At 70.8% G+C, this 24,671-nt stretch carries 26 protein-coding genes; 16 read left to right on the forward strand and 10 right to left on the reverse strand.

Annotated features, from left to right (window positions below; genetic code table 11):
• The first annotated feature begins 72 nt into the window (after positions 1-72).
• From OHB56_RS18965 to OHB56_RS19000, 8 genes are all read left to right on the forward strand, one after another.
• Positions 73-2,382 (forward strand): ATP-binding protein, encoded by a 2,310-nt coding sequence (locus OHB56_RS18965; RefSeq protein WP_406354614.1) that lies wholly within the window; start codon positions 73-75, stop codon positions 2,380-2,382.
• Positions 2,379-2,786, forward strand: coding sequence for a roadblock/LC7 domain-containing protein (locus tag OHB56_RS18970; protein WP_055596893.1), 408 nt, complete (start codon positions 2,379-2,381; stop codon positions 2,784-2,786). Before OHB56_RS18965 ends, OHB56_RS18970 begins: the two co-directional genes overlap by 4 nt.
• The gene (locus OHB56_RS18975) at positions 2,783-3,130 is read left to right on the forward strand and encodes a DUF742 domain-containing protein (protein WP_326753352.1); all 348 of its coding nucleotides are present in this window, start codon (positions 2,783-2,785) and stop codon (positions 3,128-3,130) included. The genes OHB56_RS18970 and OHB56_RS18975 overlap by 4 nt, the downstream gene beginning before the upstream one ends.
• A complete protein-coding gene (locus OHB56_RS18980; RefSeq protein WP_326753353.1) occupies positions 3,111-3,728 on the forward strand; it encodes an ATP/GTP-binding protein in 618 nt (205 codons plus the stop codon). Before OHB56_RS18975 ends, OHB56_RS18980 begins: the two co-directional genes overlap by 20 nt.
• Positions 3,725-4,960: a cytochrome P450 gene (locus tag OHB56_RS18985; RefSeq protein WP_326753354.1), complete on the forward strand. Its 1,236-nt coding sequence runs from the start codon at positions 3,725-3,727 to the stop codon at positions 4,958-4,960. Before OHB56_RS18980 ends, OHB56_RS18985 begins: the two co-directional genes overlap by 4 nt.
• Positions 4,957-6,213, forward strand: a complete 1,257-nt coding sequence (locus OHB56_RS18990; RefSeq protein WP_406354617.1) for a cytochrome P450 — start codon at positions 4,957-4,959, stop codon at positions 6,211-6,213. The genes OHB56_RS18985 and OHB56_RS18990 overlap by 4 nt, the downstream gene beginning before the upstream one ends.
• Before the next feature lie 140 nt (positions 6,214-6,353).
• Positions 6,354-7,472 (forward strand): phosphoserine transaminase, encoded by a 1,119-nt coding sequence (serC, locus tag OHB56_RS18995; RefSeq protein ID WP_406354618.1) that lies wholly within the window; start codon positions 6,354-6,356, stop codon positions 7,470-7,472.
• Between the two features lie 243 nt (positions 7,473-7,715).
• A complete protein-coding gene (locus tag OHB56_RS19000; RefSeq protein ID WP_406354620.1) occupies positions 7,716-8,108 on the forward strand; it encodes a hypothetical protein in 393 nt (130 codons plus the stop codon).
• On the opposite strand, the gene OHB56_RS19005 is transcribed toward OHB56_RS19000, so the two are convergent.
• On the reverse strand, positions 8,091-8,576 hold the full coding sequence (locus OHB56_RS19005; protein ID WP_406354622.1) for a hypothetical protein: 486 nt from the start codon (positions 8,574-8,576) through the stop codon (positions 8,091-8,093). The genes OHB56_RS19000 and OHB56_RS19005 overlap by 18 nt on opposite strands.
• Positions 8,577-8,688: 112 nt before the next feature.
• Here OHB56_RS19005 and OHB56_RS19010 point away from each other — a divergent pair, with 112 nt between their 5' ends.
• Complete coding sequence (locus tag OHB56_RS19010) at positions 8,689-8,877, forward strand: hypothetical protein (protein ID WP_406354624.1); 189 nt, start codon at positions 8,689-8,691, stop codon at positions 8,875-8,877.
• Between the two features lie 351 nt (positions 8,878-9,228).
• On the opposite strand, the gene OHB56_RS19015 is transcribed toward OHB56_RS19010, so the two are convergent.
• The 3 genes from OHB56_RS19015 to OHB56_RS19025 form a co-directional block, all read right to left on the reverse strand.
• Positions 9,229-10,809, reverse strand: a complete 1,581-nt coding sequence (locus OHB56_RS19015; protein ID WP_406354625.1) for a cellulase family glycosylhydrolase — start codon at positions 10,807-10,809, stop codon at positions 9,229-9,231.
• 178 nt (positions 10,810-10,987) lie between these two features.
• The gene (locus OHB56_RS19020) at positions 10,988-11,848 is read right to left on the reverse strand and encodes an ABC transporter permease (RefSeq protein WP_406354627.1); all 861 of its coding nucleotides are present in this window, start codon (positions 11,846-11,848) and stop codon (positions 10,988-10,990) included.
• Positions 11,845-12,960 (reverse strand): ATP-binding cassette domain-containing protein, encoded by a 1,116-nt coding sequence (locus OHB56_RS19025; RefSeq protein ID WP_406354629.1) that lies wholly within the window; start codon positions 12,958-12,960, stop codon positions 11,845-11,847. Before OHB56_RS19025 ends, OHB56_RS19020 begins: the two co-directional genes overlap by 4 nt.
• Before the next feature lie 87 nt (positions 12,961-13,047).
• On the opposite strand from OHB56_RS19025, the gene OHB56_RS19030 reads away from it, so the two are divergent.
• Positions 13,048-13,926 carry a TetR/AcrR family transcriptional regulator gene (locus OHB56_RS19030; protein ID WP_406354630.1) on the forward strand — a complete coding sequence of 293 codons (879 nt, stop codon included), beginning with the start codon at positions 13,048-13,050 and terminating at the stop codon, positions 13,924-13,926.
• Here the strand turns inward: OHB56_RS19030 and OHB56_RS19035 are convergent.
• Entirely contained in the window at positions 13,900-14,937 is a 1,038-nt protein-coding gene (locus OHB56_RS19035; protein ID WP_406354632.1) for a WD40 repeat domain-containing protein, read from the reverse strand. The genes OHB56_RS19030 and OHB56_RS19035 overlap by 27 nt on opposite strands.
• An 88-nt stretch (positions 14,938-15,025) precedes the next feature.
• On the opposite strand from OHB56_RS19035, the gene OHB56_RS19040 reads away from it, so the two are divergent.
• Complete coding sequence (locus OHB56_RS19040) at positions 15,026-15,703, forward strand: GDSL-type esterase/lipase family protein (protein WP_326757046.1); 678 nt, start codon at positions 15,026-15,028, stop codon at positions 15,701-15,703.
• Positions 15,704-15,939: 236 nt separating this feature from the next.
• On the opposite strand, the gene OHB56_RS19045 is transcribed toward OHB56_RS19040, so the two are convergent.
• Positions 15,940-16,743, reverse strand: coding sequence for a hypothetical protein (locus OHB56_RS19045; protein ID WP_326753365.1), 804 nt, complete (start codon positions 16,741-16,743; stop codon positions 15,940-15,942).
• Positions 16,744-17,371: 628 nt separating this feature from the next.
• Between OHB56_RS19045 and OHB56_RS19050 the strand changes: the two genes are divergently transcribed.
• Both OHB56_RS19050 and OHB56_RS19055 read left to right on the forward strand, forming a co-directional pair.
• Positions 17,372-17,959, forward strand: a complete 588-nt coding sequence (locus OHB56_RS19050; RefSeq protein WP_326753366.1) for a Uma2 family endonuclease — start codon at positions 17,372-17,374, stop codon at positions 17,957-17,959.
• Positions 17,960-18,008: 49 nt separating this feature from the next.
• Positions 18,009-19,001 carry an aldo/keto reductase gene (locus OHB56_RS19055; RefSeq protein WP_326753367.1) on the forward strand — a complete coding sequence of 331 codons (993 nt, stop codon included), beginning with the start codon at positions 18,009-18,011 and terminating at the stop codon, positions 18,999-19,001.
• 211 nt (positions 19,002-19,212) lie between these two features.
• Here OHB56_RS19055 and thpR read toward each other — a convergent pair whose 3' ends face one another.
• The gene (gene thpR, locus OHB56_RS19060; protein WP_406354633.1) at positions 19,213-19,785 is read right to left on the reverse strand and encodes an RNA 2',3'-cyclic phosphodiesterase; all 573 of its coding nucleotides are present in this window, start codon (positions 19,783-19,785) and stop codon (positions 19,213-19,215) included.
• Between the two features lie 188 nt (positions 19,786-19,973).
• Between thpR and OHB56_RS19065 the strand changes: the two genes are divergently transcribed.
• Positions 19,974-20,246 carry a hypothetical protein gene (locus tag OHB56_RS19065; protein WP_406359144.1) on the forward strand — a complete coding sequence of 91 codons (273 nt, stop codon included), beginning with the start codon at positions 19,974-19,976 and terminating at the stop codon, positions 20,244-20,246.
• Here OHB56_RS19065 and OHB56_RS19070 read toward each other — a convergent pair.
• Together OHB56_RS19070 and OHB56_RS19075 are read right to left on the reverse strand one after the other, a co-directional pair.
• Positions 20,218-21,645: an MFS transporter gene (locus OHB56_RS19070; protein ID WP_326753369.1), complete on the reverse strand. Its 1,428-nt coding sequence runs from the start codon at positions 21,643-21,645 to the stop codon at positions 20,218-20,220. The genes OHB56_RS19065 and OHB56_RS19070 overlap by 29 nt on opposite strands.
• A 32-nt stretch (positions 21,646-21,677) precedes the next feature.
• Positions 21,678-22,115, reverse strand: coding sequence for a MarR family winged helix-turn-helix transcriptional regulator (locus OHB56_RS19075; RefSeq protein ID WP_055596679.1), 438 nt, complete (start codon positions 22,113-22,115; stop codon positions 21,678-21,680).
• A gap of 191 nt (positions 22,116-22,306) precedes the next feature.
• Here OHB56_RS19075 and OHB56_RS19080 point away from each other — a divergent pair, with 191 nt between their 5' ends.
• On the forward strand, positions 22,307-22,489 hold the full coding sequence (locus tag OHB56_RS19080) for a hypothetical protein (protein ID WP_055596685.1): 183 nt from the start codon (positions 22,307-22,309) through the stop codon (positions 22,487-22,489).
• Between the two features lie 118 nt (positions 22,490-22,607).
• Here the strand turns inward: OHB56_RS19080 and OHB56_RS19085 are convergent, their stop codons facing one another.
• The gene (locus OHB56_RS19085) at positions 22,608-24,059 is read right to left on the reverse strand and encodes an NCS2 family permease (RefSeq protein WP_055596678.1); all 1,452 of its coding nucleotides are present in this window, start codon (positions 24,057-24,059) and stop codon (positions 22,608-22,610) included.
• A gap of 192 nt (positions 24,060-24,251) precedes the next feature.
• Between OHB56_RS19085 and OHB56_RS19090 the strand changes: the two genes are divergently transcribed.
• Positions 24,252-24,641, forward strand: coding sequence for a DUF2530 domain-containing protein (locus tag OHB56_RS19090; protein WP_406354634.1), 390 nt, complete (start codon positions 24,252-24,254; stop codon positions 24,639-24,641).
• Positions 24,642-24,671: the final 30 nt, after the last annotated feature.

Here is a 24,671-nt window from a genome sequence, read left to right on the forward strand (position 1 = left end):
GAATCGCCCGAGCGCCGCACGGACGACGGCACCCGGGCGGACCCGACCGAGGACCGACCGAGGACCTGATTGATGACCTCCCCCCTGCTCCCCGGTGACCGCCCCACCCCCCGCAGCCTGTTGACCGCCCTTCTGATCACCGTGGTGCTCTCCGCGGTCGGGGTCGTCGTCGCGGTGCTGCTGGGGCCGGAACCCGCACGCGGCGCCGTCGGGGCGACCGGAACGGTGGCGGCCCTGCTGCTGTGTGCGGCCGTCACCTGGGCCACCCATGCCGTCCTGTCCGCGCGAGCGCTCCGCAGGCGGCTGGAGCGGGCCGGCCTGGACGTCGACCGGCTGATCCAGGAACGCACCCGGCAGGCGGAGGAGGCCCGCCGCCAGCACGAGCGGCTGACCGGCGAACTCACCCGGGAACGGGCCCGCCTGTCGGCCGAGCTGGACCAGGAGCGGACCCGCCTCGCCCAGTCCCTGACGGCGGAACGCGATCGCCTCAACGAACAACACTCCATCACCACCGAACGGTTGACGCAGGAGCACACCGCCGAGCGGGCCCGGCTCACCGACGACCACACCGCCGAGCGGACCCGGCTCACCGAACAGCACGCCGCCGAGATCGCCCGCCTCACGGACGACCACACGGCCTCGCTCGCCCGGCTCGCCGACGAGCACACCACCGCACTCTCCCGGCTCGCCGACGAGCACGCCGGGGAACTGCGCCGACGCGACGAGGAACACGCCGCCCGCACCGCCGCGTTGATCCAGGAGCACACCGCCGAGCGCGACCGGCTCGGCCAGGTGCGCGACCGGCTGAGCGAGGAACGGGACCGGCTGTCCCGGGACCGGGACCGGCACATCGGCGAGAACGCCCGGCTGGCCGTCCGGCTGCGCGAGGCCAACAGCGCCCGCGCCGCGGCGGTTTCCGCGACCGCCAACGTCGCCGGCCGCATGCAGGCCCTGTCCACCGGCATGCTCGCGGACCTGCGTGCGATGGAGGACAAGCACCACGACGAGGAGGTCCTCGCGGATCTCCTGCACCTCGACCACCGCACCGCGCAGGCGGGCAGGCTCGCCGACTCCGTCGCCGTCCTCACCGGTGCCCGTTCCGGCCGTCGTTGGGCCCGGCCGATCGGCATGGAGTCGATCCTGCGCGGCGCCATGGGCCGGATCAGCGGCTACCAGCGCATCCGCGTCCACTCCGCGAGCGACGTCGCCGTCGCCGGGCACGCCGCCGAGGGCGTGATGCACGCGGCCGCCGAACTCCTCGACAACGCGGCGAACTTCTCGCCGCCGAACGCCGAGGTGCACGTCTACGTCGAGGAGGTGCCGGCCGGGGTCATCGTGTCCGTCGAGGACAGCGGACTCGTCATGGGCGAGGCCCAACTGCGGCGCGCCGAGCGGGCGGTCTCCGGCGAGACCAGCGGGCTCGGGGGCCTCACCGGCACCCGGCTCGGACTCGCCGTGGTGGGCCGGCTGGCCCGGCGGTACGGACTCACGGTCTCCTACCGGCCCTCGGCCCGCGGCGGCACCGGCGTCCTCATGCTCATCCCGCAGGACATCCTCGTACCGCCGGACGCTCCCGGGACGCCGTCCGCCGTCGCCGCCGCACCGGGCCTCTCCTCCTCCCTCCCGGCCGCACGGACCGCCCCCGCCACGAAGGCTCCGGCCCGGTCCGCACCGTCCGCGGCGGCCGTGCCGTCCGGGGAGACGGCCAGAACGACCCCGGCGGCGGTACCGGACGGGCCGTCGGGCCCGGTCCTGCCCCGCCGTCGCGGCAGCCGCCCGGACGACGCACCGGCGGCCCACCCGGCCGACAGCACGGCCCCGGGGACGAGCCACATCGCCCCGACCGGCACGGACCCGGCACCACGGGACCCGGCCGCCCGCACCACCTCCCGCACGACGCCCCCGGCAAGGACCACGAGCCACTCGTACGCGGCGTCCCGGGCCGGCGAGCTCGACCCCGACCCGGTACCCACGCACGACTCCGCCGGCCGGGACGCGGACGCGCCCCCGCTGAACCTCCCCCGCCGCCGCCGCGGCCGGACCCTGGCCGAGGCCGAGCGCACCCGCGGCACGAGCCATGCCGACGCCCCGCCCAAGGCCCCGCCCACCGCCGAGGAGACGAAGGCCCGTACGGCCCGCTTCAGCAGCTTCCGCCAGGCCGTACGCGCCACCGCCACGGAACCGGACCCGGACCCGGACCTCACGACAGACCCCACGCCGGACCCCGCACCAGCCACGGCCACGGACGCGAGCGCAGAGACGACCGCAGACACGGCCGCAGGCACCGGAGGCGCCCCAGGCACCCCGAACGGGGACGCCGAAGCCATCACCTCCCCCTCCACCCCCACCCCCGCAACACCGGAAGGCGACACCACCTCATGACCGGCACGACCACCGCCGACGAGAAGCTCACCTGGCTGATAGAGGGCCTGCTGGAGCGCACCCCGGGTGCGCGGCACGCGCTCGTGCTGTCCAGGGACGGCCTGAAACTGTGCCGCACCCCCGAACTCTCCGCCGACCAGGCCGACCAGCTCGCCGCGATCGCCGCGGGCATCCAGTCGCTGTCGCACGGCGCGTCCGTGGAGTTCGGCGACGGCAGCGGAGGCGTCCGCTCGGCGATGACCGAGTTCTACGGGGGCGTGCTGTTCATCGTGGAGGCCGGCCAGGGCGCGCACCTGGCCGTGGTCACCAGCGAGGACGCCGACGCCGGGCTCATCGGGCACAACATGAGCGAGCTCGTGGAGCAGCTCGGGGAGCACCTGACCGCTCCGCCGCGCTCCGCATGAGCAGGCCGGGAAGGGACGACTCCCCGGACCGCCTCTACACCGTCACCGGCGGACGCAGCCGGTCCGGGTCCGACAACCCCTTCGACCTGGTCACGCTGGTCGTCGCCGAATGCGATCCGGTGCCCGGCATGCAGTCCGAGCACGCCGCGATCCTGCGGCTGACCGAACGACCCACGGCGGTCGTGGAGATCGCGGCCGAGCTGAAGCTGCCGGTGAGCATCACCCGCATCCTGCTCGCCGACCTCCAGGCGTCGGGCCGCGTCAGCGCCCGGCACCCGCGCAAGGCCGCCGTACCCGACCCCGACATCCTGGAGCAGGTGCTCGTTGGACTCCGCAACCTCTGACACGCGTACACCACTGGGCGCGTCGGCCGACAACGGCCTCAAGATCGTGGTCGTGGGCGGCTTCGGCGCCGGCAAGACGACGATGGTCCGCTCGGTGAGCGAGATACGTCCCCTCAACACCGAGGAGACGATGACCCAGGCCGGCGAGGCCGTCGACGACCTCAGCGGGGTGCACGGCAAGACCTCGACGACCGTGGCCTTCGACTTCGGCCGCATCACCCTGGACAGCCACAACGTGCTGTACCTGTTCGGGGCGCCCGGCCAGGAGCGCTTCTGGTTCCTGTGGGACCGGCTGTTCTCCGGCACCCTGGGCGCGGTCGTCCTGGTCGACACCCGGCGCATCGACGACTCCTGGTACGCCATCGACCGGCTGGAGAAGCACGGCACGCCGTTCATCGTGGCCTGCAACGACTTCGGCGGCCCCGCCTTCACGCCGGAACAGATCCGCGAGGCCCTCGACCTCGATCCGCACGTCCCGCTGGTCACCTGCGACGCGCGCTCCCGGGAGTCCAGCAAGCTGGTGCTGATCACGCTGGTGGAGCACATCCAGACCCTCTACGCCGACCAGGCCCGAGCCCCCCGTCAGGAGCTGGTGTGAGTCCTGCTTCCGCTCCTCACCCCGTCCACTTCAGCGGCCCCCTGCTCCAGGACGACCCGGCAGGGGTGTACCGGAACATGCGGCGCGACCACGGCAGCGTGGTCCCGGTGATCCTGGACGGCGACGTACCGGCCTGGCTGGTGGTCGGCTACCGCGAGCTGCACCAGATCACCGGGGACCCGGTGCTGTTCAGCCGCGACTCCGACCTGTGGAACCAGTGGGAGAACATCCCCGACGACTGGCCGCTGCTGCCGATGATCGGCCGCAAGCAGCCGTCGATCCTCTACACGGTCGGCGAGCGGCACCGCGAGCGGGCCGGGATGCTGGTCGACGCGCTGGAGGCGGTGGACCCGTTCGAACTGCGCGGCTACGCCGAGAAGTTCGCCGACGAGCTGATCGACGGCATCTGTCCCCGGGGCGCGGCCGACATCACCAACGAGTTCGCGGCGCTGCTGCCCGTACGCGTGCTGGCCCGGCTCTACGGCTTCTCCGACGAGCAGGGGCCGGCGCTCGTCACCGCCCTCAACGACATGATCGACGGGCGGGAGCGGGCGCTGGCCGGCCAGACCCACCTGTTCACGTCGATGACCGAACTGGTCGCCGCGCGCAGGAAGGAACCCGCCGACGACGTGGTGTCGCGGATGCTCGCCGACACCTCCGGGTTCACCGACGAGGAGATCGTCCAGGACCTGATGGTGATGATGGCGGCCGGACACCAGCCGACCGCCGACTGGATCGGCAACTCCCTGCACCTGATGCTGACGGACACGCGGTTCGCCGCTTCCCTGTTCGGCGGCCGCAACAGCGTCGCCGAGGCGATGAACGAGGTGCTGTGGGAGGACACTCCCACCCAGAACGTGGCCGGCCGCTGGGCCTCCCGCGACACCCAGCTGGGCGGGCGCCGCATCCGCGTCGGCGACATGCTGCTCCTCGGCCTCCAGGGCGCCAACTCCGATCCGCAGGTGCGGACCGACGGCTCGGCCCTGACCGGCGGCAACAGCGCGCACTTCTCCTTCGGCCACGGGGAGCACCGCTGCCCGTTCCCGGCCCAGGAGATCTCCGAGGTGATCGCGCGGACCGGCATCGAGGTCGTCCTGGACCGCCTGCCGGACATCGACCTGGCGGTGCCGGCCGCGTCCCTGTCCCGCCGCCCGTCGCCGTGGCTGCGCGGAATGTCCGAACTTCCGGTCACCTTCACACCCACTCCCGCCCTTGGAGGCTCCCACACATGACGGCTGGCACGGACACCCGGATGCCCACGCCCGGCACCGAGGGGAACCCCATCCCTCTGGACCCGTTCGTCTCCGACCTCGACGCGGAGAGCGCGGCGCTGCGTGCCGCGGGCCCGCTCGCACGCGTGGTCCTGCCGGGCGACGTGCCGGTGTGGGCGGTCACGCACCACGCCGAGGCCAAGAAGCTGCTCACCGACCCGCGTCTGGTGAAGGACATCAACGTCTGGGGCGCCTGGCAGCGCGGCGAGATCGCCCCCGACTGGCCGCTGATCGGGCTGGCCAACCCGCCCCGCTCCATGCTCACCGTGGACGGCGCGGACCACCGCCGGCTGCGCACCCTGGTCGCGCAGGCGCTCACCGTGCGCCGGGTGGAGCGGATGCGTGAGCGGATCACGGAGCTTACCGAGGGCCTGCTGGACCAGGTGGCCGAGGCGCAGGGCGAGACGGTCGACCTGAAGGCACTGTTCGCCTACCCCCTGCCGATGTACGTGATCGCCGACCTGATGGGGCTGGCGGAGGAACGGCTGCCGCGCCTGAAGGAACTCTTCGAGAAGTTCTTCTCGACGCAGACCCCGCCCGAGGAGGTCATCGCGACGCTGACCGAGCTGGCCGGGATCATGGCCGAGACGGTCGCGCACAAGCGCGAGAACCCGGGCGACGACCTGACCTCCGCGCTCATCCAGGCGTCGGAGAACGGCGACCGTCTCACGGACGAGGAGATCGTCGCCACGCTCCAGCTGATGGTGGCGGCCGGCCACGAGACGACGATCTCGCTCATCGTCAACGCGGTGGTCGGCCTCTCCCTCCACCCCGAGCAGCGCGAGCTGGTGCTGTCCGGCGAGGTGGACTGGTCGGCGGTGGTCGAGGAGACGCTGCGGCACTCCACGCCCACCTCCCACGTGCTGGTCCGGTTCGCCGCCGAGGACGTACCGGTCGGCGACACCGTCCTGCCGGCCGGGGAGGCGCTGATCGTGTCGTACGCGGCGATCGGCCGGGACGAGCAGGCGCACGGTCCGAGCGCCGGCGACTTCGACATCACCCGCGAGAGCGCCAACCGGCACATCTCCTTCGGCCACGGCCCGCACGTGTGCCCCGGCGCGGCCCTGTCCCGCCTGGAGGCGGGCGTGGCCCTGCCGGCCCTGTACGCGCGCTTCCCGAAGCTGGACCTGTCGGTCCCGGCGGAGGAGCTGCGCAACAAGCCGGTGGTCACGCAGAACGACCTGTACGAGCTGCCGGTGAAGCTCGGCGGCTGACCGGGTTCGGGGTGCGTGCCTGCGAGCGGTCCACCGTCCGCGGGCACGCACCCCGCACGCGCCCGCAGGGCTGCGACACCCGTCTCAGCCGACGGACGATGTTGCATCCGGGTTTCCCCGAGCCGCTAGGCTCCTGGGTTGTGGCTGAGATCCGGATTCCTGCTGACATCAAGCCCGCCGACGGTCGTTTCGGCGCGGGCCCCTCCAAGGTGCGGACGGAAGCGCTGGACGCGCTGGCCGCGACCGGCACCTCCCTGCTGGGCACCTCCCACCGCCAGGCCCCGGTGAAGAACCTGGTCGGCGAAGTGCGCGAGGGCATCCGTGAGCTGTTCCGGCTCCCCGAAGGCTACGAGGTCGTCCTCGGCAACGGCGGCTCCACCGCGTTCTGGGACGTCGCGACCCACGGCCTGATCGAGAACAAGTCGCAGCACCTCACCTTCGGCGAGTTCAGCTCCAAGTTCGCCAAGGCGGCCAAGCTCGCCCCGTGGCTCGCCGAGCCGACCGTCGTCGCGGCCGACCCGGGCACGCACCCCGAGGCGGCCGCCGAGGCCGGGGTGGACGTCTACGCCTTCACGCACAACGAGACCTCCACCGGCGTCGCCATGCCCATCAAGCGGGTGCCCGGCGCCGACGAGGGCTCCCTGGTCCTGGTGGACGCGACGAGCGGCGCCGGCGGCCTGCCCGTCGACATCGCCGAGACGGACGTCTACTACTTCGCCCCGCAGAAGTCCTTCGCCTCCGACGGCGGCCTGTGGATCGGGGTCTTCTCCCCGGCCGCGATCGAGCGCGCCGAGCGCGTCCACGCGTCCGGCCGCCACGTCCCGGAGTTCTTCAGCCTTCCCACGGCGATCGACAACTCCCGCAAGAACCAGACGTACAACACCCCGGCGCTGGCCACCCTGTTCCTGCTGAACGAGCAGCTGAAGTGGATCAACGGCCAGGGCGGTCTGGACTTCGCCACCGGCCGCACCAAGGACTCGTCGACCCGCCTGTACGGCTGGGCCGAGGAGTCGAAGTTCGCGACCCCGTTCGTCACCGACCCGGCGAAGCGCTCCCAGGTCATCGGCACCATCGACTTCACGGACGAGATCGACGCCGCCGCCATCGCCAAGGTGCTGCGCGCCAACGGCATCGTGGACACCGAGCCCTACCGCAAGCTCGGCCGCAACCAGCTCCGGGTCGCGATGTTCCCGGCGATCGACCCGGCAGACGTCGAGGCCCTGACGAAGTGCGTCGACTACGTCATCGGGCAGCTGTAGCAGTTCACTCCTGCACGACGGTGAAGATGCGCCCGGCGATGATTCGCCCTGACGGCAAGGTGGGACTGGTTCAGCCCCACTGGAGCCCGGGAAATCTCGACGGGCGCATCCGGCGCCGCTTCACCGCTGTCATGACCGCCCCCTCGGAGGAGCGCCCCGTACACCTCCACGACGGCGTACCTTCACTGCCGGCTTGACGAGGGCGACACAGCGTTGATGCCGTTGTTGGGCACGCTCATGCTCATGGGTCTCGCCACCGCGGCGGCAGGCCTCGTGACCGTTGTCCTGATGCTGAACAACCCGCCTGTGCCACTGTCCAGGCTCTGTGCGGTCCTCGCCCTGGCCTTCGGAGCTTCGGCAGCGGTCATGTACTGCTACGGCTGGTTCTCCCGCACTCTGGCAGGGACCTTCCCCGCGTTGTGCGCAGAGCGAAGTGCTTCCGGCGCCCTGCTGACAGCCGTCAAGCAGGAGTACTGGCCTCTTCGCAGCGCCTGCGTCTACTCCGACGGCCCCACGGTGGAGCACATCTCCACGTCGGTCAATGTGCTCACTTGCCTGCTGGCGGGTCTTTCCCTCGCCTCGGCCTGCGCCGGCCCGGTCCTGCGCCGACGGGCCTTCTCAGTAGTTGATCACTGAGTCTATGTAGACTTTCGGGCCGTCCGGCAATTCACCTTGGTAGGAACCCCTCACGAGAGCGGTCTCCCTGCTCGTCTGCCCTGGCGCCACCTTCGGGAAGTAAAGCTTGGTGGTCCGCACCCAGTCCTTTCCGTTGCCCACACTGACAGTGACCCTGATGTTGAGTGTCACGTCATGGGTATGGGTGACACTGCCGACAACCTCGAAGCCGACGTCATTGCGAGTGACCCGGACCTCCGTGCCGCCGAGCGTGACGATCTTCGTACCCGCCAGGTAGCTGACGACCGGCGACGGTTCGGGAGTGGCTTCGGGCGATGCCGGAGCGCTCGGGGCACTGCTCGGCGTGACAGGCAGGGCGGACGAGGGGGCGGAAGAAGAACCCCCGCTGCCCGAGCACCCCGTGACCAGCACGGCGACGAGCAGCACGGCGCCCCGGGCGGCGGAGCGCGTCATATTGCGGACCGACACGAGCCGCAGACACCTGCAGCAAACTCCCCCGACCGCACAGCACTTCGCACTTTTCCCCCTTGAGTCGCAGTCAGATGACCTTGAAACGCGGAGGTTACCGCACCGAATACGCATGCGAGCAGAGAACCCGATCTCCCACCCCGCGAACCTCGTGATTGGTGCGGGGTGCGGCGGCTACGCGAACTGGCGCAGGAAAGCCTGCCGGCTCTCGCACGAGACGGTGAGCAGGGAGGCCGTCCTGCCTCCTGCCGTCACGGACGGCTCGGCCGCCCGGCACGCCTTGCTGCGCACGACCTCATGATGAGGCAGCTGGCCCGGTGCGCCAGCCTTCGTGTGCTGACTGTCGCGGGCCGTACCGCTCAGACAGCCGAGGTGTACCAGGGCTTCGTCGACCACCTGGAGCTATGGGCTCTTGCCGGGGGCCCACGAGAGCAAGATTCCTTGAGCGCCCTCTGAAGAGCACATAGGACCTTGCCCAGCAAGGGCCGTACCCCCTGAGCCTGGCAGCAAGCCGTCCAGCCATTGTGGGGACACCGACCGAAAGCTCCCATCCAGGCGACATGCCTCGGTGTGATCCGCACACAGGGCAGAGGGCCCGGCACCGGGTACAGGCCACAGCGCCGGGCCCCTGATCACGCGCAGCTCACGTCGCTCACGTCGCCGTACACATCACGCTCGGCACACTCCCGCCGCCGGGTGCGCCTCCGAAGCCGAAGCTCGTCGAACCGCCCGCCGTGAGCGCTCCGTTGTGCCCGGCGTTGACGGCGGTGACGGTCGCCCCGGACTGGGTGTACGAGGCGTTCCACATGCTGGTGACGCGCTGGGCCCCGTTCCAGGCCCACGTCACCTTCCAGGACGTCAGCGGCACGGTCCCGGTGTTGGTGACCTTCACGTCGGCGTTGAAGCCGCCGCCCCAGTCGCTGCTGACGGTGTAGGCGGCGGCACACTCGGCGGTGTCGCCGGGGTCACCCGGACCACCGGGGTCGCCCGGGTTTCCCGGTCCGCCGGGGTCCTCCGCCGCGAACCCCGGGGCCTTGATGTCCGCGAGGTACCCGTCCTTCACCGTGTCCACGGTCGTCCAGTCGTCCTTCAGGATGCCGCCGGTGTCACCGGAGTTGGGGTTCCAGGACCAGAAGGTCCAGTGGAAGCCGTCGGCCCCGTGCTGCGACGTGGACCGCAGGTACGAGACCAGTGCGGACAGCCACCGCTGGTCCACGCCCGACTGGAGGGTCGTGCCGAACTCGCCGAGCCAGACCGGGGCGATGTTCTGCTTGAAGACGTAGCCCCAGTACTTGTCCCAGATGCCCGGCATGTTGGCGGGGAAGGACGGGTCGTCGAACCAGGGCTGCTGGGCCACGCTGGTGGCGTAGTCGTGCGCGGAGTAGACGAGCCGGCCCGGCACGTCCAGGCGGACCGGGTGCTCGGCGACGCCCATCAGATTGCCGCCCCACCAGCCGTTGACCCCGTTGTGCGACTGCACGCCCTCGACGAAGACCAGCAGCTCGGGGTTGACGGACAGCACCGCGTTGCCGGCCCGTTCGGCGGCCAGCCGCCAGTCCCGTGCCATATCGCCGCAGCCCCAGCAGGCGGGGTCGCGGGGCTCGTTGTGCGGGTCGATGCCGATGACGGTCGAGTCGCCCTTGTAACGGGCCGCGAGCGCCTTGAGGTTGGTGATCCACGTCGACTCGGGCACCGCGTCGGTGTACCAGAGCGCGGACTGCGCGGCCGCGTCGGGACGGTGCCGGTCGAGCACGATCTTCAGGCCCGCCCGCCCCGCGTGTGCCACGATCCGGTCCAGCACCTGGAGCGAGGTCAGGCCCCGCAGGTCGGTGTTGATGCCGTCGTGGTTGATGCTGCCGGGCAGGGCGCCCGGCTTGAGGATGTCGTCGCTGTAGGGGACGCGGACGGTGTTGTAGCCCAGGGACTTGATCTGGTCGAGCATGCCCTTGTAGTCGCGGGCCCACAGGCCGTGGGCCACCCGGACGTCGGTCTCGAAGCCGAACCAGTTGATGCCGGCGATCCGTACGGGCTGCCCCGCAGCGTCCAGGATCTTCCGGCCGCTGGTGTGCCAGTACCCTTCACCGGCCGCCGCCGCACGGGTCGTCGCGGTACCGGCCGCCGTACGGGCCGTGCCGTCGCCCGGCTCTGCCGCACCGGCCGGCTGCACACCCGCCAGCGGTAACAGGAACGCCGCCACGGCCACGCACAGCGCTCTTCGCAAGCTGCGGAACATGTCGCTGCTTCCTCTCGGAGGGCGGGCCCGGAACGAGTGGGAGCGCTCCCACTACCCCGCGCCCTCCATGCAAGCCATGTCACATGAACACGTCAAGGAGGCGGACGGCATTCACACCCCGGACGCCGTCCGCCTCCTCCCCGACCCCGCCTCCCCCGGGCCTCGCCGCGTCAGCGGCTCACCGACTCAGCCGCTGGAACCTCCGTACCGCGAGCGGCAGGAAGACCGCCGTCAGGACGAGCGGCCACACCCCCGCCATCAGCAGCGCGTGCTGCTCGACCCAGGAGTCGCCGCCGCCGACCGGCGTACCGAACAGCTCGCGGGTGGCCGCGGCCGTGGACGAGATCGGGTTCCAGGCGGCGATCCAGCCCAGCCAGTCGGGCATGAGCTGCGGGGCCACGAAGATGCTGGAGATCATCGTCAGCGGGAAGGCGACCGCGAACAGCCCGCCCGCCGCCTCCGGGTTGGGCACCAGGAGTCCGAGCCAGACGCCGAGCCAGATGAGTGCGAACCGCAGCCACAGCAGCAGGCCGAACGCCGCGAGGAAGCCCCAGCCGCCGTCCGGCCGCCAGCCCATGGCCAGCGCGGTGAGCACGAGGATCCCCAACTCGGCGCAGGCCACGACCAGATCGGTCACCCCGCGCCCGGCCACCACCGCGGACGGCGCCATCGGCATCGAGCGGAACCGGTCGATCACGCCCTTGGTGGCGTCGTACACCACGATGGTCGCGGTGTTGATGAAGCCGAACGCCATCGTCATCACGAACATCCCGGGCATCAGGAAGTCCTTGTAGTCGCCGCCGCCCGGCACCGTCATCGCGCTGCCGAAGACATAGCCGTAGAGCAGCACCGACAGGATCGGGAAGCCCAGTTGCCAGGCGATGTTGACGGGTTGGCGCCGGTAGTGGGTCAGGCCGCGGCGGACGATGTTCCAGCAGTCGGCGAGCGCCCAATAAGCGCGGCCGTGCACGGCCGGCTCGGTGCCCGGACCGGCGGGAGGGCCGGCGCCCGGTTCGTCGGCCAGGTCGACGGCGCTCATACGGCGGCCTCCTTCTTGTCCGAAGCCCTCTTGTCGGAAGTCCTCGTGCCGGAAGTCCTCTTGCCAGAATTCTCCTTGCCGGAAACGGCGTCGGCGGCCTCGTCGGCCGACGAGGTGCGGTGGCCGGTGAGGCGCAGGAACACGTCGTCGAGGCTGGGCCTGCGCAGCCCGATGTCCTCGACCCGTACCCCCTCGTCCTGGAGGGTGCGCGCCACCTCGGTCAGCGCGGCCACCCGGTCCGCCACCGGGGCATGCACGCGCAACTCGCTCTCGTCCGACTCCGGTTCGCCGTCCGTGACCCGGGCGACCACCTTCACCACCCGCGGGACGTCGGCCCGTTCGGCGACGACGACCTCGATGCGGTCGCCGCCGACGAGGTTCTTCAGTCCGTCCGGGGTGTCGTCCGCGATGGCCCGGCCCTGGTCGATGACGGTGATGCGGGAGGCCAGCTTGTCGGCCTCCTCCAGGTACTGCGTGGTCAGCAGCACGGTCGTGCCGTCCGCGACCAAGGCCCGTACGGAGTCCCAGACTTCGTTGCGGCTACGGGGATCGAGCCCCGTCGTCGGTTCGTCCAGGAAGAGCACGGCCGGCGCGAGGATCATGGAGGCGGCGAGATCCAGACGCCGCCGCATGCCTCCGCTGTAGTCGCCGACACCCTTGTCGGCGGCGTCGCTCAGGTCGAACCGTTCCAGCAGTTCGGCGGCCCGCGACCGGGCCCGCTTCCCGCCCAGGTGGAACAGCCGCCCGAACATCTCGAGGTTCTGCCGTCCCGTGAGCACCTCGTCCACGGCCGCGTACTGCCCCGTGAGCCCGATCCTCGCCCGCACCTCGCGCGCCTGCCGTCCGACGTCGAGACCGGCCACCGTGGCCCGTCCCCCGTCCAGCCGGACCAGCGTCGACAGGATGCGCACGGCGGTGGTCTTCCCGGCGCCGTTCGGCCCCAGCAGGCCGTGCACGGTGCCCGTACGGACGGCGAGGTCGAAGCCGTCGAGGGCACGCTTCTCCCCGTACCGCTTGTCCAGCCCCTCGGCCCTCACCACGTAGCCGTCGTCCCCGACGGGCCCGCCGTAGCCACTGCCGAGCCCGTCGCCCTTGTCATGGCCGTCGTTCATGAGTCCCCCTTCCACTTAACTGGGTACACCGTACCCGGTTACGCGTACGCCGTACCCAGTTTTTCCGCGCGGATCTAGACTGAGCCCATGACGAGCGGTGGGCAGACCAGCGGCAGGGAGACGAGCGGGAGCGGTGACATCACCCGCACCCTCGACCTGCTGTGGGGCACGGGCCGGCGGCCGAGCCGCGGGCCGAAACCGGGCCTGACGCTGGAGCGCGTCGTGGAGGCCGCCGTCGAGCTCGCGGACCGGGAAGGGCTCGGCGCGCTCTCGATGCGCCGGATCGCCACGGAACTCGGCACGGGCACGATGTCCCTGTACCGCTACGTTCCCGGGAAGGCCGAGCTGCTCGACCTGATGCTGGACCGCGTCCAGCGCGCCTCCGAGGACCCCGCCGACTTCGGCGACGGCCACTGGCGCTCGGCCCTGGAGGTCCTGGGCCGCTCCACGCTCGCCCTGTACCGTCGCCACCCCTGGCTGCTGGAGGTCAACCAGTCCCGGCCGATCCTCGGGCCCAGCGCGCTCGACGGCATGGAGAAGGTGATGTCCCGGATCAAGCCGATGGGTCTGTCCGACCCGGAACTGCTGTCGGTGATCATCATGATCGAGGGGTACGTCGTCGGCGCGGCCCGCACCCAGCTGTACCAGCAGGAGGCCGAGCGCACCTCCGGGCTGACGGACGCGGAGTTCTGGGAAGCCCAGCAGCCGGCCCTGGAGAAGGCCATCCTCAGCGGGCGCTACCCCGTCCTGGCCTCCCTCGCCGAGGACACCTTCAGCTTCGACTTCGACCACTTCGAGTTCGGACTGCAACGCATCCTGGACGGCCTGGAGCTGTTCGTGACCACCCGCGCCGCGAAAGCCGCCCCGTCGTCCGCTCCGGCATCCACTCCGCCGTCCGTCCCCGCAGCCGGGCCGGACCGCTCAGCCGGGCCGGACCGCTCAGCTCCGCCGGAACAGTCGTCGTAGCCCGAGCAGGAGGGCCCCCACGACGACCACGCCGATCACCCCGACCTTGATCCCGTCGCCGCCGACCCCGTCGCCGTCCTCACCGGTGGCCGAGCCGCCGCCCCCGGACGACTTCCCGCCCCCGTCACCGGCACCGCCGCCGGGCACCTCGCGGGACTCGACCGGGCTCTGCTCGCCCTCGCTCCCGTACATCAGCCGGGAGCCGTCCGCGGAGTAGCTGACGGACTCGCCCTGCCCCGCGAGGGGCACGCTGAGCCGCCCCTTGCGCTTGATCTTCCCGTCCGTCGCGTCGTCCCACGCGTACTGGATGCCGCCGAAGTACGACCGTACGGCGAGCTGCCGGCCGTCGGGCGAGAAGGCGGCGTCGGTGGCCCACAGGTCGACGGGGGCGATCGGCCGGAAGACGTTGCCGCCCGAGGCGGAGAGTTCGGCGGGCCCCTCGTAAAGGTGCCCGCCCTCCTCCTTCTTGTCGACGATGTAGACGCGTCCGGTCTTCGGGTGCACGACGAGGGACTCGGCGTCGCGGGCCCCGTCGGAGTACGTGACGACGTACTGCGTGGCCCGCACGGTCTGGTCCCGCAGCTCCTTCGGTTCGGGCAGTTCGTAGATCCACACGTGGGGCCAGGTGCCGCCGAGGTTGTCGCCGATGTCTCCGATGAAGATCCGGTTGTCCGGCCCGATGGAGATCGCCTCGACGTCCCGGGGACTGCCGACACCGGTGAAGGTCACCCGGGCGACGGTCTCGCCGGTGGCACTGTCGACGGCGTAGAGGTAGGCGCCGTCGTCGCTGTCGTTGTGGGTCCAGTAGACGCCCGGGTGGAGCCGGGAGGCGGCGAGCCCGCTGGACTCGGTGATCCGCGGGTCCTGGATCGTGAAGGAGTCGTTCCCGGCACCCGCGTCGTCGCCGTCGGCGGCCGCGGCGGGCGCACCGAGCGCGCCCACGAGCAGGACCGGAGCGGCGAACAGGGCGGCGGCGGTGGCCGCGGCGAGCGGGGCGAGAGGTCGGCGCATGACCCAAGAGTGCCACTGCGCCCAGCAGTTCACGGCGGGTGGTCTGACTCACATCGCGGTGGCGGGGCGGATCGACGATGATGACCGGATGCTCAGGTTCATGCCCGTCGGCGACTCGATGACCATCGGGAGCGCGGGTGAACACACCTGGCGCTACCGACTGTGGCAGCACCTGTGCGCGGAGTACGGCGGCCCCTTCGCCCTCGTCGGCCCGCGCGAGACGCTGCACGACCCGCAGGCGGACTCCCCCACCTCGCACGCCTACGCCGACCCGGACTTCCCGCGCGGGCACCTGGCCGGCTGGGGCGAGGGCTGGCACCACATGGTGCCGGTGATCGGCGAGGCCGTCCGGACGCTGCGCGCCGACGTGCTCCTGGTCTCCCTGGGCCTGATCGACCTCGGCTTCTACACGAACCCCGAACAGACCGCGGACAACGTCCGCGCCTTCGTCGCGGCGGCACGCGCGGCCAACCGGCGCGTGCGCCTGGTCCTGCTCCCGGTGATACCCAACATCCGCGCGGAGGCCGACCCGGACTTCGCCGCCCAGGTCGCCCGCTTCAACGACCTCCTGGCGAAGACGGCCGTCGACCTGGACACTCCGGACTCCCCCGTCCTCCTGGCCTCGCTTCCGCCGGAGTACGACATCCACACCGACACCTACGACGGCACCCACCCCAACGCGAACGGCGAACACAGGATCGCCGAGGCCTTCGCGGAGGCGCTGTACCGGGGCTGGGAACTGGGCGGGCCCTACACCGCGGCGTAGGGGCTCACTCCGAGGGGCCGGAAGGACCGGGAGGTTCCCGGTGGTTCCGAGCCGCCCTGGGCGGTTCCAGGGGATCGGGGCGGATCCGGGTCGCTCAGGGGTGATCCGGATGGATCCAGACGAATCCGGGTGGAGCCGAGGTGGCACCAGGTGCCTCCGGGTGGATCCGGGTGACTCCGGAGGCCGTCTTCGGGACGTCCTGCCCGGGACGTCCCGCCCTGCGGTCGGTCCGCGGCTCAGTGGTCCTCGGTGATCCTGGTTGCGATGCCGTTGCTGATGGTGACCTCGGCTCCGACGCCCTTCTTGGCCGCCTCCTCGAGTTCGGCCTCGGTGCACTCGGTGGCGCTCTGCCCCGCCGCGTCACCGCAGATGTCGCCGGCTCCCCAGATCTCGGTCTCCTCGGAGACGAAGAACGCCTGCTCGACGCCCTTCGTGTCGGAGACCGTGTACTTGCCCGGCGCCAGGTAGGAGACGTTGCCGAACCAGGTTCCGTTGACACCCTTGCCCTTGTCGATGCCCTCGACGACGGTCTCGCCGGAACCGGAGTCGGAGCCCGAGTCGGAGCCGGAACCGGAGCCCGAGTCGGAATCGGAGCCGGAGTCGGCGCCCTGCTGGGCGGCACGCCGCTCGGTCACCAGGGTCGCGACACCGTTCTTCATCTCCACGTCGGCGCCCACGGCGTCCTTCTTGGCGGCCGCCTCCAACTGGTCCAGCGTGCAGGGCGCGTCCACCTTGGCCCCCGCCTCGCCGCAGATCGTGCCGACGCCGTAGACCTCGGTGTCGTCGGCGACGAAGAACTGCTGGTCGTCCTTGCCCGGCACGGACACGATGTACTTGCCCGGGGCGAGATAGGTGACCTCCCCGTTCTTGAACGAGCCGCTGACACCCTTCGCGTTCCCGGAGGCCGACGCCTCCACGCCCGTTCCGCCCGTGCCGGACGCGCCGTCCTCGACGTCGTCGTTCTGGCACGCCGTCATCAGCAGCCCGGCGGTGATCACGGCGGTGGCGACGACGGCCTTGCGCAGGTGGCGGTTCATCATGGGAGGTTCCTTCCGAGGGCGGGGCGGGAGAGAGCCGACGGCGTTTCCGCCGGTTTCCCGCCCTGTGCCGACTATGACGAGCCCCGGAGACCCCAGGTCACGTCCGTCTTTCCTTCAGAACACCGCCGTGACAGCGCCGCGACACGGCAACACATCTGCTGTGGACGGCAGTTCGTCGACGCGCCGCCTTGCGTCACGCGGGCATGTGCGCCGTCTCCGCTGAAGCAGTGGCGGGCACCGTCACCCGCTACGACAGAACCGTCGGCTCCTGCCGAGCCACCCTCGCCCCGCATCACTCCTGACGTAGACGTGACACTCAAGGGCAACTCCTGGCCCGTGCTCCTGGCCCGCTTCCCGGACCTCCCGGACCTCCCGGACCTCCCGGACCTCCAGCCTCCCGGACCTCCGGATCTTCCGGACCTCCCGGATCAGCCACTCGGCGCACGGCCGTACCGCACTCCACAGATCCTCCCGGCGTCCCTCCTCCAAGCACCGTACGAAGGCGACCGGGTGGTCGGTGCGGTCCCGCTCCGGCATATGCGCTGCCTCCCGTGTCCCGGTCACCGTGCGTATCGTTGTACCGCGCGGCTGCACTCGTCCATGGGGGCAGCCGGGGAGGAGCGCCACGATGACCGTCGTAGACGACAGGATCGCCATGGCCGACGCCAACACGCAGCGCTTGGACGAGTGGTTCGAGCGGCTGGAGCGGATGCCCGTCCCCGAAGGATTCAGGGTTGAGATCGTCGGGGGCAACGTCCACATGACACCGCAACGGGACACCCACTGGGGGATCATCCGGCGGATCGTCCGGGCCGTCGAGGACAGGTTCGGCATGGATGTCCCCGTGTTCTCGGACGTCCGTATCGACTTCCCAGGGTATGAGAACGGCTTCTGCCCGGATGTCGCGGTACTCCGCAAGGGGGCCCGGAAGGACGCCGAAGGCCACTGGCGGTATCAGGACATCGAGTTCGTCGTCGAGGTCATCTCCGAGGGCACGGCCGCCAACGACTACGGCCCGAAGAAGGCCGCCTACGCGGTCGCCGAGGTGCCGCTCTACGTCATCGCCGACCCCTACCGGGCCCGGTGCTACGTCTACACCCACCCCAAGAACGGCGACTACGTCACGCGGACGAAGGTGGACTTCGGCGACCCTCTCGACCTGACCGGCACGGTGGCGGACCTGACGGTCGCGACCGGCGGCTTTCCCCGCGACTGATCTCCTCCCGCTTGCCTGGAGGGCACTCCAGGCCGTTGGCTGGGTAACCATGAAGTACACACAGCTGGGACGCACGGGACTGAAGGTCGGCCGGCTCGTCCTCGGGACGATGAACTTCGGTCCGCAGACCGACGAGGCCGACAGCCACGCCATCATGGACGCGGCGCTGGACGCCGGGATCAACCTCTTCGACACGGCCAATGTCTATGGGTGGGGCGAGAACAAGGGCCGTACCGAGGAGATCATCGGCACCTGGTTCGCCCAGAGCGGCGGGCGGCGCGACAAGGTCGTGCTCGCCACCAAGGTGTACGGGAACATGGCCGCCGACGGCGAGGCGTGGCCCAACCACGACAAGCTGTCCGCCCTGAACATCCGGCGGGCCGTCGACGCCTCGCTGAAGCGGCTGCGGACCGACCACATCGACCTGTACCAGTTCCACCACATCGACCGCAGCACGTCGTTCGACGAGATCTGGCAGGCCGTCGACGTCCTGGTCCAGCAGGGCAAGATCCTCTACGCGGGATCGTCCAACTTCCCCGGCTACAAGATCGCCCAGGCGAACGAGACCGCGGCCCGGCGCGGCGGGACCATCGGCCTGGTCAGCGAGCAGTGCCTCTACAACCTCGCCGAGCGCCGCGCCGAGATGGAGGTCATCCCGGCCGCGCAGGAGTACGGGCTCGGGGTCATCCCTTGGTCGCCGCTGCACGGCGGGCTGCTCGGCGGGGTGATCAAGAAGGAGGTCCAGGGAGGGCGCCGGGCCTCCGGCCGGGCCGCCGACACCCTCGCCGACCCGGCCGCCCGCGCGCGGATCCAGGCGTACGAGGACCTGCTCGACAAGCACGGCGTCGAGCCCGGCGAGGCCGGGCTGGCCTGGCTGCTCACCCGGCCCGGGGTGACCGGCCCGATCGTCGGTCCGCGCACCGCCGAACAGCTGGCATCGGCACTGCGGGCGGTCGAGCTGGAACTGGGCGAGGAACTGCTGGCCTCGCTGGACGAGATCTTCCCGGGCCCGGGGCCGTCCCCGGAGGCCTTCGCCTGGTAGGACGGCAGGACGGGCAGAACGGGTAGCAAACGGCCTGCTCCGGCGCCGGGCACAACAGGCGCCGGAGCGTCCGCGCAGGCAGGCGTCCGCGCGAAAAGGCAGGGGGCGTCGCGGCTAACCGAGCGCCGACGCCACGGCCACCACGACGAACATCAATACGAGCGCACCGGCCATGATCCGGTTCCGGGTTTTCGGGTCCACGCCATCGAGCCTAACCGGACGCCCCGAGCGGGCAGCGCGCGACCACCTCGTAACGGGGCTGCTCGCCCGGTACACCCGACCTCGGAAGGTTGCTGCGCACCAGCGCCGCCTCGCCCACGGTCCAGGCCCGGCTCCGGAACCCGGCCAGCGCCCGCAGGTACGGCTGCGCGTCGACGCCGGTGCGGCTGCGGGCCAGCGACAGGTGGGCCTTGTAGCGGCGGTGCTCCCCCATGTCGACGCCCGCCTTCCGCCCCGCCGCCTCCGCGCGCTCGGCGAGCAGGCGCAGGGTGCGCAGGTCACCGTCCGCCCCGGCCCACAGCGCCCGCCCGTGCCCGAACTGGCCGCCACCGCTCAGAGCGAGCCGGAAGGAATCGGTGCGGGACGCGGCCCGCTCCAGGCGGGCGGTCAGCCCGGGTACGAGATCGTCGTCGACCTCGCCGTAGAAGGCGAGGGTGAGGTGCCATCCCGGACGGCCCGTCCAGCGCAGGCCCTCCGCGCCGGGCAGCCGCCGCAGCGCCTCGACCTCGACGGCAAGCTCGCGGGACACGTCCTCGGGGGGCAGCACGGCGGCGAAGAGTCTCATGTGCCCAGTCTTACCGGGGAACACATGTACACCCGCACGCATCCTGGTCACCGTGCGTATCGTCGTACCGCGCGGCTGTGCGCAGGGAGGGGCAGCCGGGGAGGAGCGCCACGATGACCATCCTCGAAGACAGGATCGCGATGGCCGACACCGGAGACGAGCTCACGCTCGGCACGATGTTCGAGTAGCTGGAGAAGTTGCCCGTCCCCGCGGGTTACAAGACCGAGATCGTCGGGGGCCACCTCTTCATGACGCCACAGAAGGACACCTATGCCACCGCCGGTGTCCCCGTATACCTGATCGTGGACCCGTACACGGGCGAGTGGCACCTGCACACCCTGCCGAAGGACGGCGCGTACCACGGCACCGTCGGCTTCGGCTTCGGCTTCGGTGAGGAGGTCGACCTGACCGGGACGGCCGTCGGCCTCGTCCTCAGGACCGACGAGTTCCCCCGCGACTGACCGCCCCCGCCGGTACGGCCGCCACCGACATGCCGTCCGGGCCGGCGCCTCCCGGGATGCGCGGCACGAACCGCATCCGCGGATGCCCGCCGTCCCAGCCGACCGTCAGGCGCAGGTTGCCGACGCGGGCCAGGATCAGGCCGATCACGGCGGCGGCGAGGGCCGCGATGGCACCGCCCGTCGCCAGGCCCACCCGGGCTCCGTAGGTGTCGGTGATCCAGCCGACGATCGGGGCGCCGACGGGCGCGCCGCCGAGGAAGACCATCATGTACAGGGCCATGACGCGACCGCGCACGGCCGGGTCGGTGGCCATCTGGATGCTGGTGTTGGTGGTGACGTTGACCGTCATGGCGAACAGGCCGATCGGGATCATGAGCAGGGCGAACAGCCACAGGGTGGGTGCCCCGGCCGCCACGACCTCCAGTCCGCCGAAGGCAACCGCCGCCAGGATCAGCAGCCGCAGCCGGGCCGTGCCGCGCCGGGCGGCGAGCAGGGCGCCGGCCAGGGAACCGACCGCCATCAGCGTGTTGAACAGGCTGTAGACGCCCGCGCCCCCGTGGAAGACGTCGTCGGCGAAGGCCGAGAGGTAGACGGGGAAGTTGAAGGCGAAGGTGCCGATGAACCCCACCAGGACGATGGGCCAGAGCAGCTCGGGCCGGCCCGCGACATAGCGCAGCCCCTCCCGCAGCTGTCCCTTGCCGCGCGGGGACGGCGTGACGGCGTGCAGTTCGCGGGCCCGCATCATCAGCAGGCCGGCCAGCGGCGCGACGAAGGACAGGCCGTTGAGCAGGAACGCCCAGCCCGTGCCGACGCCGGTGATCAGCAGGCCCGCGACGGCGGGGCCGACCAGCCGGGCGGACTGGAAGTTCGCGGAGTTCAGGCTGACCGCGTTCTGCAGCTGGCCGGGGCCGACGAGTTCCGCGACGAAGGACTGGCGGGCGGGGTTGTCGACCACCGTGGCCAGCCCGGTGACGAAGGCGGCGACGTAGACGTGCCAGACCTCGACCTGTCCGGTGAGGGTGAGGGCGGCGAGCGCCAGCGAGGTGAGGGCCATCGCCGACTGGGTGACGAGCAGCGTGGGGCGCTTGCGCAGGCGGTCGACGAGGACGCCGCCGTACAGGCCGAACAGCAGCATCGGCAGGAACTGCAGGGCCGTGGTGATACCGACGGCGGCCGAGGAGGCGGTGAGGGTGAGCACCAGCCAGTCCTGGGCGATGCGCTGCATCCAGGTGCCGATGTTGGAGACGACCTGGCCGATGAAGAACAGGCGGTAGTTCCTGACCTTCAGCGAGGAGAACATCTTGGACGTGCGGGTGGCCCGGTCCGGCGCCTCGGGGTCGGTCGGGGTGTCGTGGGTGTCAGGTGCGGGGGCGGAATCTGCTCCGGGTCCCGTACTCAAGGTTCGCCTCCTGGTGACAGCTACTGGGTTTCCTAGATGTGTGCGAGCTTCTCCAGGACGGGGGCGGCGGCACGGAGCTTCGCCCACTCGTCCTCGTCGAGCTGCTCGGTCAGGGTGGCGAGGAAGGCGTTCCGCCTGCGGCGGCTCTCCTCGAGCATCGCCTCCGCCTGTTCGGTCTGCGTGACGACCTTCTGGCGCCGGTCGTCCGGGTGCGGCTCCAGCCGGACCAGCTCCTTGGCCTCCAGCAGCGCCACGATGCGGGTCATCGAGGGCGGCTGGACGTGTTCCTTGCGGGCGAGCTCGCCCGGGGTGGCCCGGCCGCAGCGGGCCAGGGTGCCCAGCACCGACATCTCGGTGGGGCTGAGCGACTCGTCGACGCGCTGGTGCTTGAGTCGACGGGACAGGCGCATCACTGCGGATCGAAGGGCGTTCACGGCGGCTTCGTCGTCACCCTGGCTGAGGTCCGGCATGTTATTTAGCTTAACTCATTACTCTCGCTAAAGGACTGCTCGGGTCGAGCTCAAGTTCCACCGGCGCCCGTGACGTCGACCACCCACACGCGGGACCGTTCGGTCGAATCGCTCACTCGAACCACTCATATGAGTGATCCTGGCGTGGATGCGGACACACCGAGCCGGGATGTGCGGCAACGCTCATGCCCATGGGGACCGACGTACTCAGCCTGCGCATGAACCACGAGCTGCTCGAACGGCTCCGGCAGCATGCCGCCAAACGCGGAATGAGCGTCCAGGACTATGTCGTCCGGACGCTCATTCGCGATGACTTCGACCAGCGGTTCCAGACCGCCGTCGAGGAGACGGAGAAGTTCTACGACGTCACCTGAGCCGCGGCGCGGAGCCGTACCGCGAGCCGTAGCGCCTCTCCCGCCGGGCCGGTGCCGATCAGGCCGGGTCGGGTCAGGCCGGGTCGGGTCAGGCCGGGTCGGGTCAGGCCGGGTCGGGTCAGGTCAGGCCCAGCGCCGGCATCAGGTAGTAGAAGGCGAAGACCGCCGACACCACGTACAGCGGCACCGGCACCTCCTTGCCGCGCCCGGCCGCCAGGCGCAGCACCACGAAGGTGATGAAGCCCATGCCGATGCCGTTGGTGATCGAGTAGGTGAACGGCATCATCACCATGGTCACGAAGGCCGGGATGGCGATGGTGTAGTCCGCCCAGTCGATCTCCTTGATCGAGCCCGCCAGGATCAGGAAACCGACCGCGAGCAGCGCCGGGGTCGCCGCCTGCGACGGGACCATGGTGGCGACGGGCGTGAGGAACAGCGCGACGGCGAAGAGCGCACCGGTGACGACGTTGGCGAAGCCGGTGCGCGCGCCCTCGCCGACACCGGCGGTGGACTCCACGAAGGCGGTGGTGGCGGAGGCGGAGCTGGCGCCGCCCGCGGCGACCGCGACACCGTCGATGAACAGGACCTTGTTGATGCCGGGCATCTGGCCCTCGCCGTCGGTCAGCTTGGCCTCGTCGGAGATGCCCATGATCGTGCCCATCGCGTCGAAGAAGCACGACAGCAGCACGGTGAAGACGAACAGGACGCCGGTCAGCACGCCGACCTTGCCGAAACCGCCGAACAGGCTGACCTCGCCGATCAGGCCGAAGTCGGGGGTGGCGAACGGGTTGCCGGGCCAGGTCGGGGTCGTCAGGCCCCAGGAGGGGATGTCGGCCACGGCGTTGATGATCACGCCGAGAACGGTCATCGCGACGATCGAGATGAGGATCGCGCCGGGCACCTTGCGCACGATCAGCGCGAGGGTGAGCAGCGCGCCGAGGATGAAGACGAGGACCGGCCAGCCGGTGAGGTGACCGTTGCTGCCGAGCTGCATCGGCACGGTGGTGTGCGCGGCGTCCGGGATGCGGGAGATGAAACCGGAGTCGACGAGGCCGATCAGCATGATGAACAGGCCGATACCGATGGCGATGGCCTTGCGCAGACCGTGCGGGACGGCGTTCATCACGCGCTCGCGCAGACCGGTGGCGACCAGCAGCATGACGACGAAACCGGCCAGCACCACCATGCCCATGGCGTCCGGCCAGGACATGCGCGGGGCGAGCTGGAGCGCCACGACCGAGTTCACGCCGAGGCCGGCGGCCAGCGCGATCGGCACGTTGCCGATGACGCCCATGAGCAGCGTGGTGAACGCCGCCGTCAGGGCGGTCGCGGTGACCAGCTGACCGTTGTCGAGCTGGTTGCCGTACATGTCCTTCGCGCTGCCCAGGATGATCGGGTTCAGCACGATGATGTAGGCCATCGCGAAGAAGGTGGCGAAGCCGCCACGGATCTCGCGGGGCAGGGAGCTGCCCCGCTCGGAGATCTTGAAGTAGCGGTCCAGTGCGCCGGAGTCGGGGCCGGGCCCCGGCTGATCGGGCATCGGAGCCTTGGCGGGGGCCGACGTGGACATGCGGAAACCTCATCACCGGCGGGCTCTATCGAAAGCCCTTTGGTGTTTTCTACGAACAGAAGCGGCCAGAGACAAACAGATTCAGTATGAACATATAACGACACCGCCGCTATCTCCGCGCGTAGACGAGCGAAGGCGACGTGACGCGGACGCGGCGAACATCACACCCTCCGCTCCTCGTAAGCTGTCCGCATGGCCGCTTTCTTCTCGGGTCTCTCCGACATCGTCAAGGGGAACCCCCAGCACGAGGCACCGGAGCCCCTCGAGGGCCCCGTGGTCGCCACCATCGTCGGCGGCACGATCATCTGGTTCGCCCTCTTCCTGGTGCAGCTGCCGTTCTACGGCTGGTTCGACGACCGCGGCCACACCTGGTGGCTGTGGACCTGCCTGGCCGGCGGCGGGCTCGGCTTCATCGGCATCTGGTACGTCCGCCGGCGCGACACGGCGATCAAGCGCATACAGGCCGCGCAGGCGGCCCAGGCGGCCCGGACCTCGGAGACCGTGGACGCCGCGGAAGCGGCTTCCGGGACCCCGGAGGCCGAACCCCTCCGCGGCCCCTCCCCGACCCCCTCGGCCGACTGACGGCCCGGCCGGCAGGTCCGTCGGCCGACC

The organism is Streptomyces sp. NBC_01635 (assembly GCF_045209715.1).
Lineage (GTDB): Bacteria > Actinomycetota > Actinomycetes > Streptomycetales > Streptomycetaceae > Streptomyces > Streptomyces hirsutus.

Excerpts from the sequence above, each read along its gene's own strand:
- OHB56_RS18965 (WP_406354614.1), top strand. The coding sequence starts at position 73 with ATGACCTCCCCCCTGCTCCCCGGTGACCGCCCCACCCCCCGCAGCCTG.
- OHB56_RS18970 (WP_055596893.1), top strand. The coding sequence starts at position 2,379 with ATGACCGGCACGACCACCGCCGACGAGAAGCTCACCTGGCTGATAGAG.
- OHB56_RS18975 (WP_326753352.1), top strand. The coding sequence starts at position 2,783 with ATGAGCAGGCCGGGAAGGGACGACTCCCCGGACCGCCTCTACACCGTC.
- OHB56_RS18990 (WP_406354617.1), top strand. The coding sequence starts at position 4,957 with ATGACGGCTGGCACGGACACCCGGATGCCCACGCCCGGCACCGAGGGG.
- OHB56_RS19000 (WP_406354620.1), top strand. The coding sequence starts at position 7,716 with ATGGGTCTCGCCACCGCGGCGGCAGGCCTCGTGACCGTTGTCCTGATG.
- OHB56_RS19010 (WP_406354624.1), top strand. The coding sequence starts at position 8,689 with ATGCGAGCAGAGAACCCGATCTCCCACCCCGCGAACCTCGTGATTGGT.
- OHB56_RS19015 (WP_406354625.1), bottom strand. The coding sequence starts at position 10,809 with ATGTTCCGCAGCTTGCGAAGAGCGCTGTGCGTGGCCGTGGCGGCGTTC.
- OHB56_RS19020 (WP_406354627.1), bottom strand. The coding sequence starts at position 11,848 with ATGAGCGCCGTCGACCTGGCCGACGAACCGGGCGCCGGCCCTCCCGCC.
- OHB56_RS19025 (WP_406354629.1), bottom strand. The coding sequence starts at position 12,960 with ATGAACGACGGCCATGACAAGGGCGACGGGCTCGGCAGTGGCTACGGC.
- OHB56_RS19030 (WP_406354630.1), top strand. The coding sequence starts at position 13,048 with ATGACGAGCGGTGGGCAGACCAGCGGCAGGGAGACGAGCGGGAGCGGT.
- OHB56_RS19035 (WP_406354632.1), bottom strand. The coding sequence starts at position 14,937 with ATGCGCCGACCTCTCGCCCCGCTCGCCGCGGCCACCGCCGCCGCCCTG.
- OHB56_RS19040 (WP_326757046.1), top strand. The coding sequence starts at position 15,026 with ATGCTCAGGTTCATGCCCGTCGGCGACTCGATGACCATCGGGAGCGCG.
- OHB56_RS19045 (WP_326753365.1), bottom strand. The coding sequence starts at position 16,743 with ATGATGAACCGCCACCTGCGCAAGGCCGTCGTCGCCACCGCCGTGATC.
- OHB56_RS19050 (WP_326753366.1), top strand. The coding sequence starts at position 17,372 with ATGACCGTCGTAGACGACAGGATCGCCATGGCCGACGCCAACACGCAG.
- OHB56_RS19055 (WP_326753367.1), top strand. The coding sequence starts at position 18,009 with ATGAAGTACACACAGCTGGGACGCACGGGACTGAAGGTCGGCCGGCTC.
- thpR (WP_406354633.1), bottom strand. The coding sequence starts at position 19,785 with ATGAGACTCTTCGCCGCCGTGCTGCCCCCCGAGGACGTGTCCCGCGAG.
- OHB56_RS19075 (WP_055596679.1), bottom strand. The coding sequence starts at position 22,115 with ATGCCGGACCTCAGCCAGGGTGACGACGAAGCCGCCGTGAACGCCCTT.
- OHB56_RS19080 (WP_055596685.1), top strand. The coding sequence starts at position 22,307 with ATGGGGACCGACGTACTCAGCCTGCGCATGAACCACGAGCTGCTCGAA.
- OHB56_RS19085 (WP_055596678.1), bottom strand. The coding sequence starts at position 24,059 with ATGTCCACGTCGGCCCCCGCCAAGGCTCCGATGCCCGATCAGCCGGGG.
- OHB56_RS19090 (WP_406354634.1), top strand. The coding sequence starts at position 24,252 with ATGGCCGCTTTCTTCTCGGGTCTCTCCGACATCGTCAAGGGGAACCCC.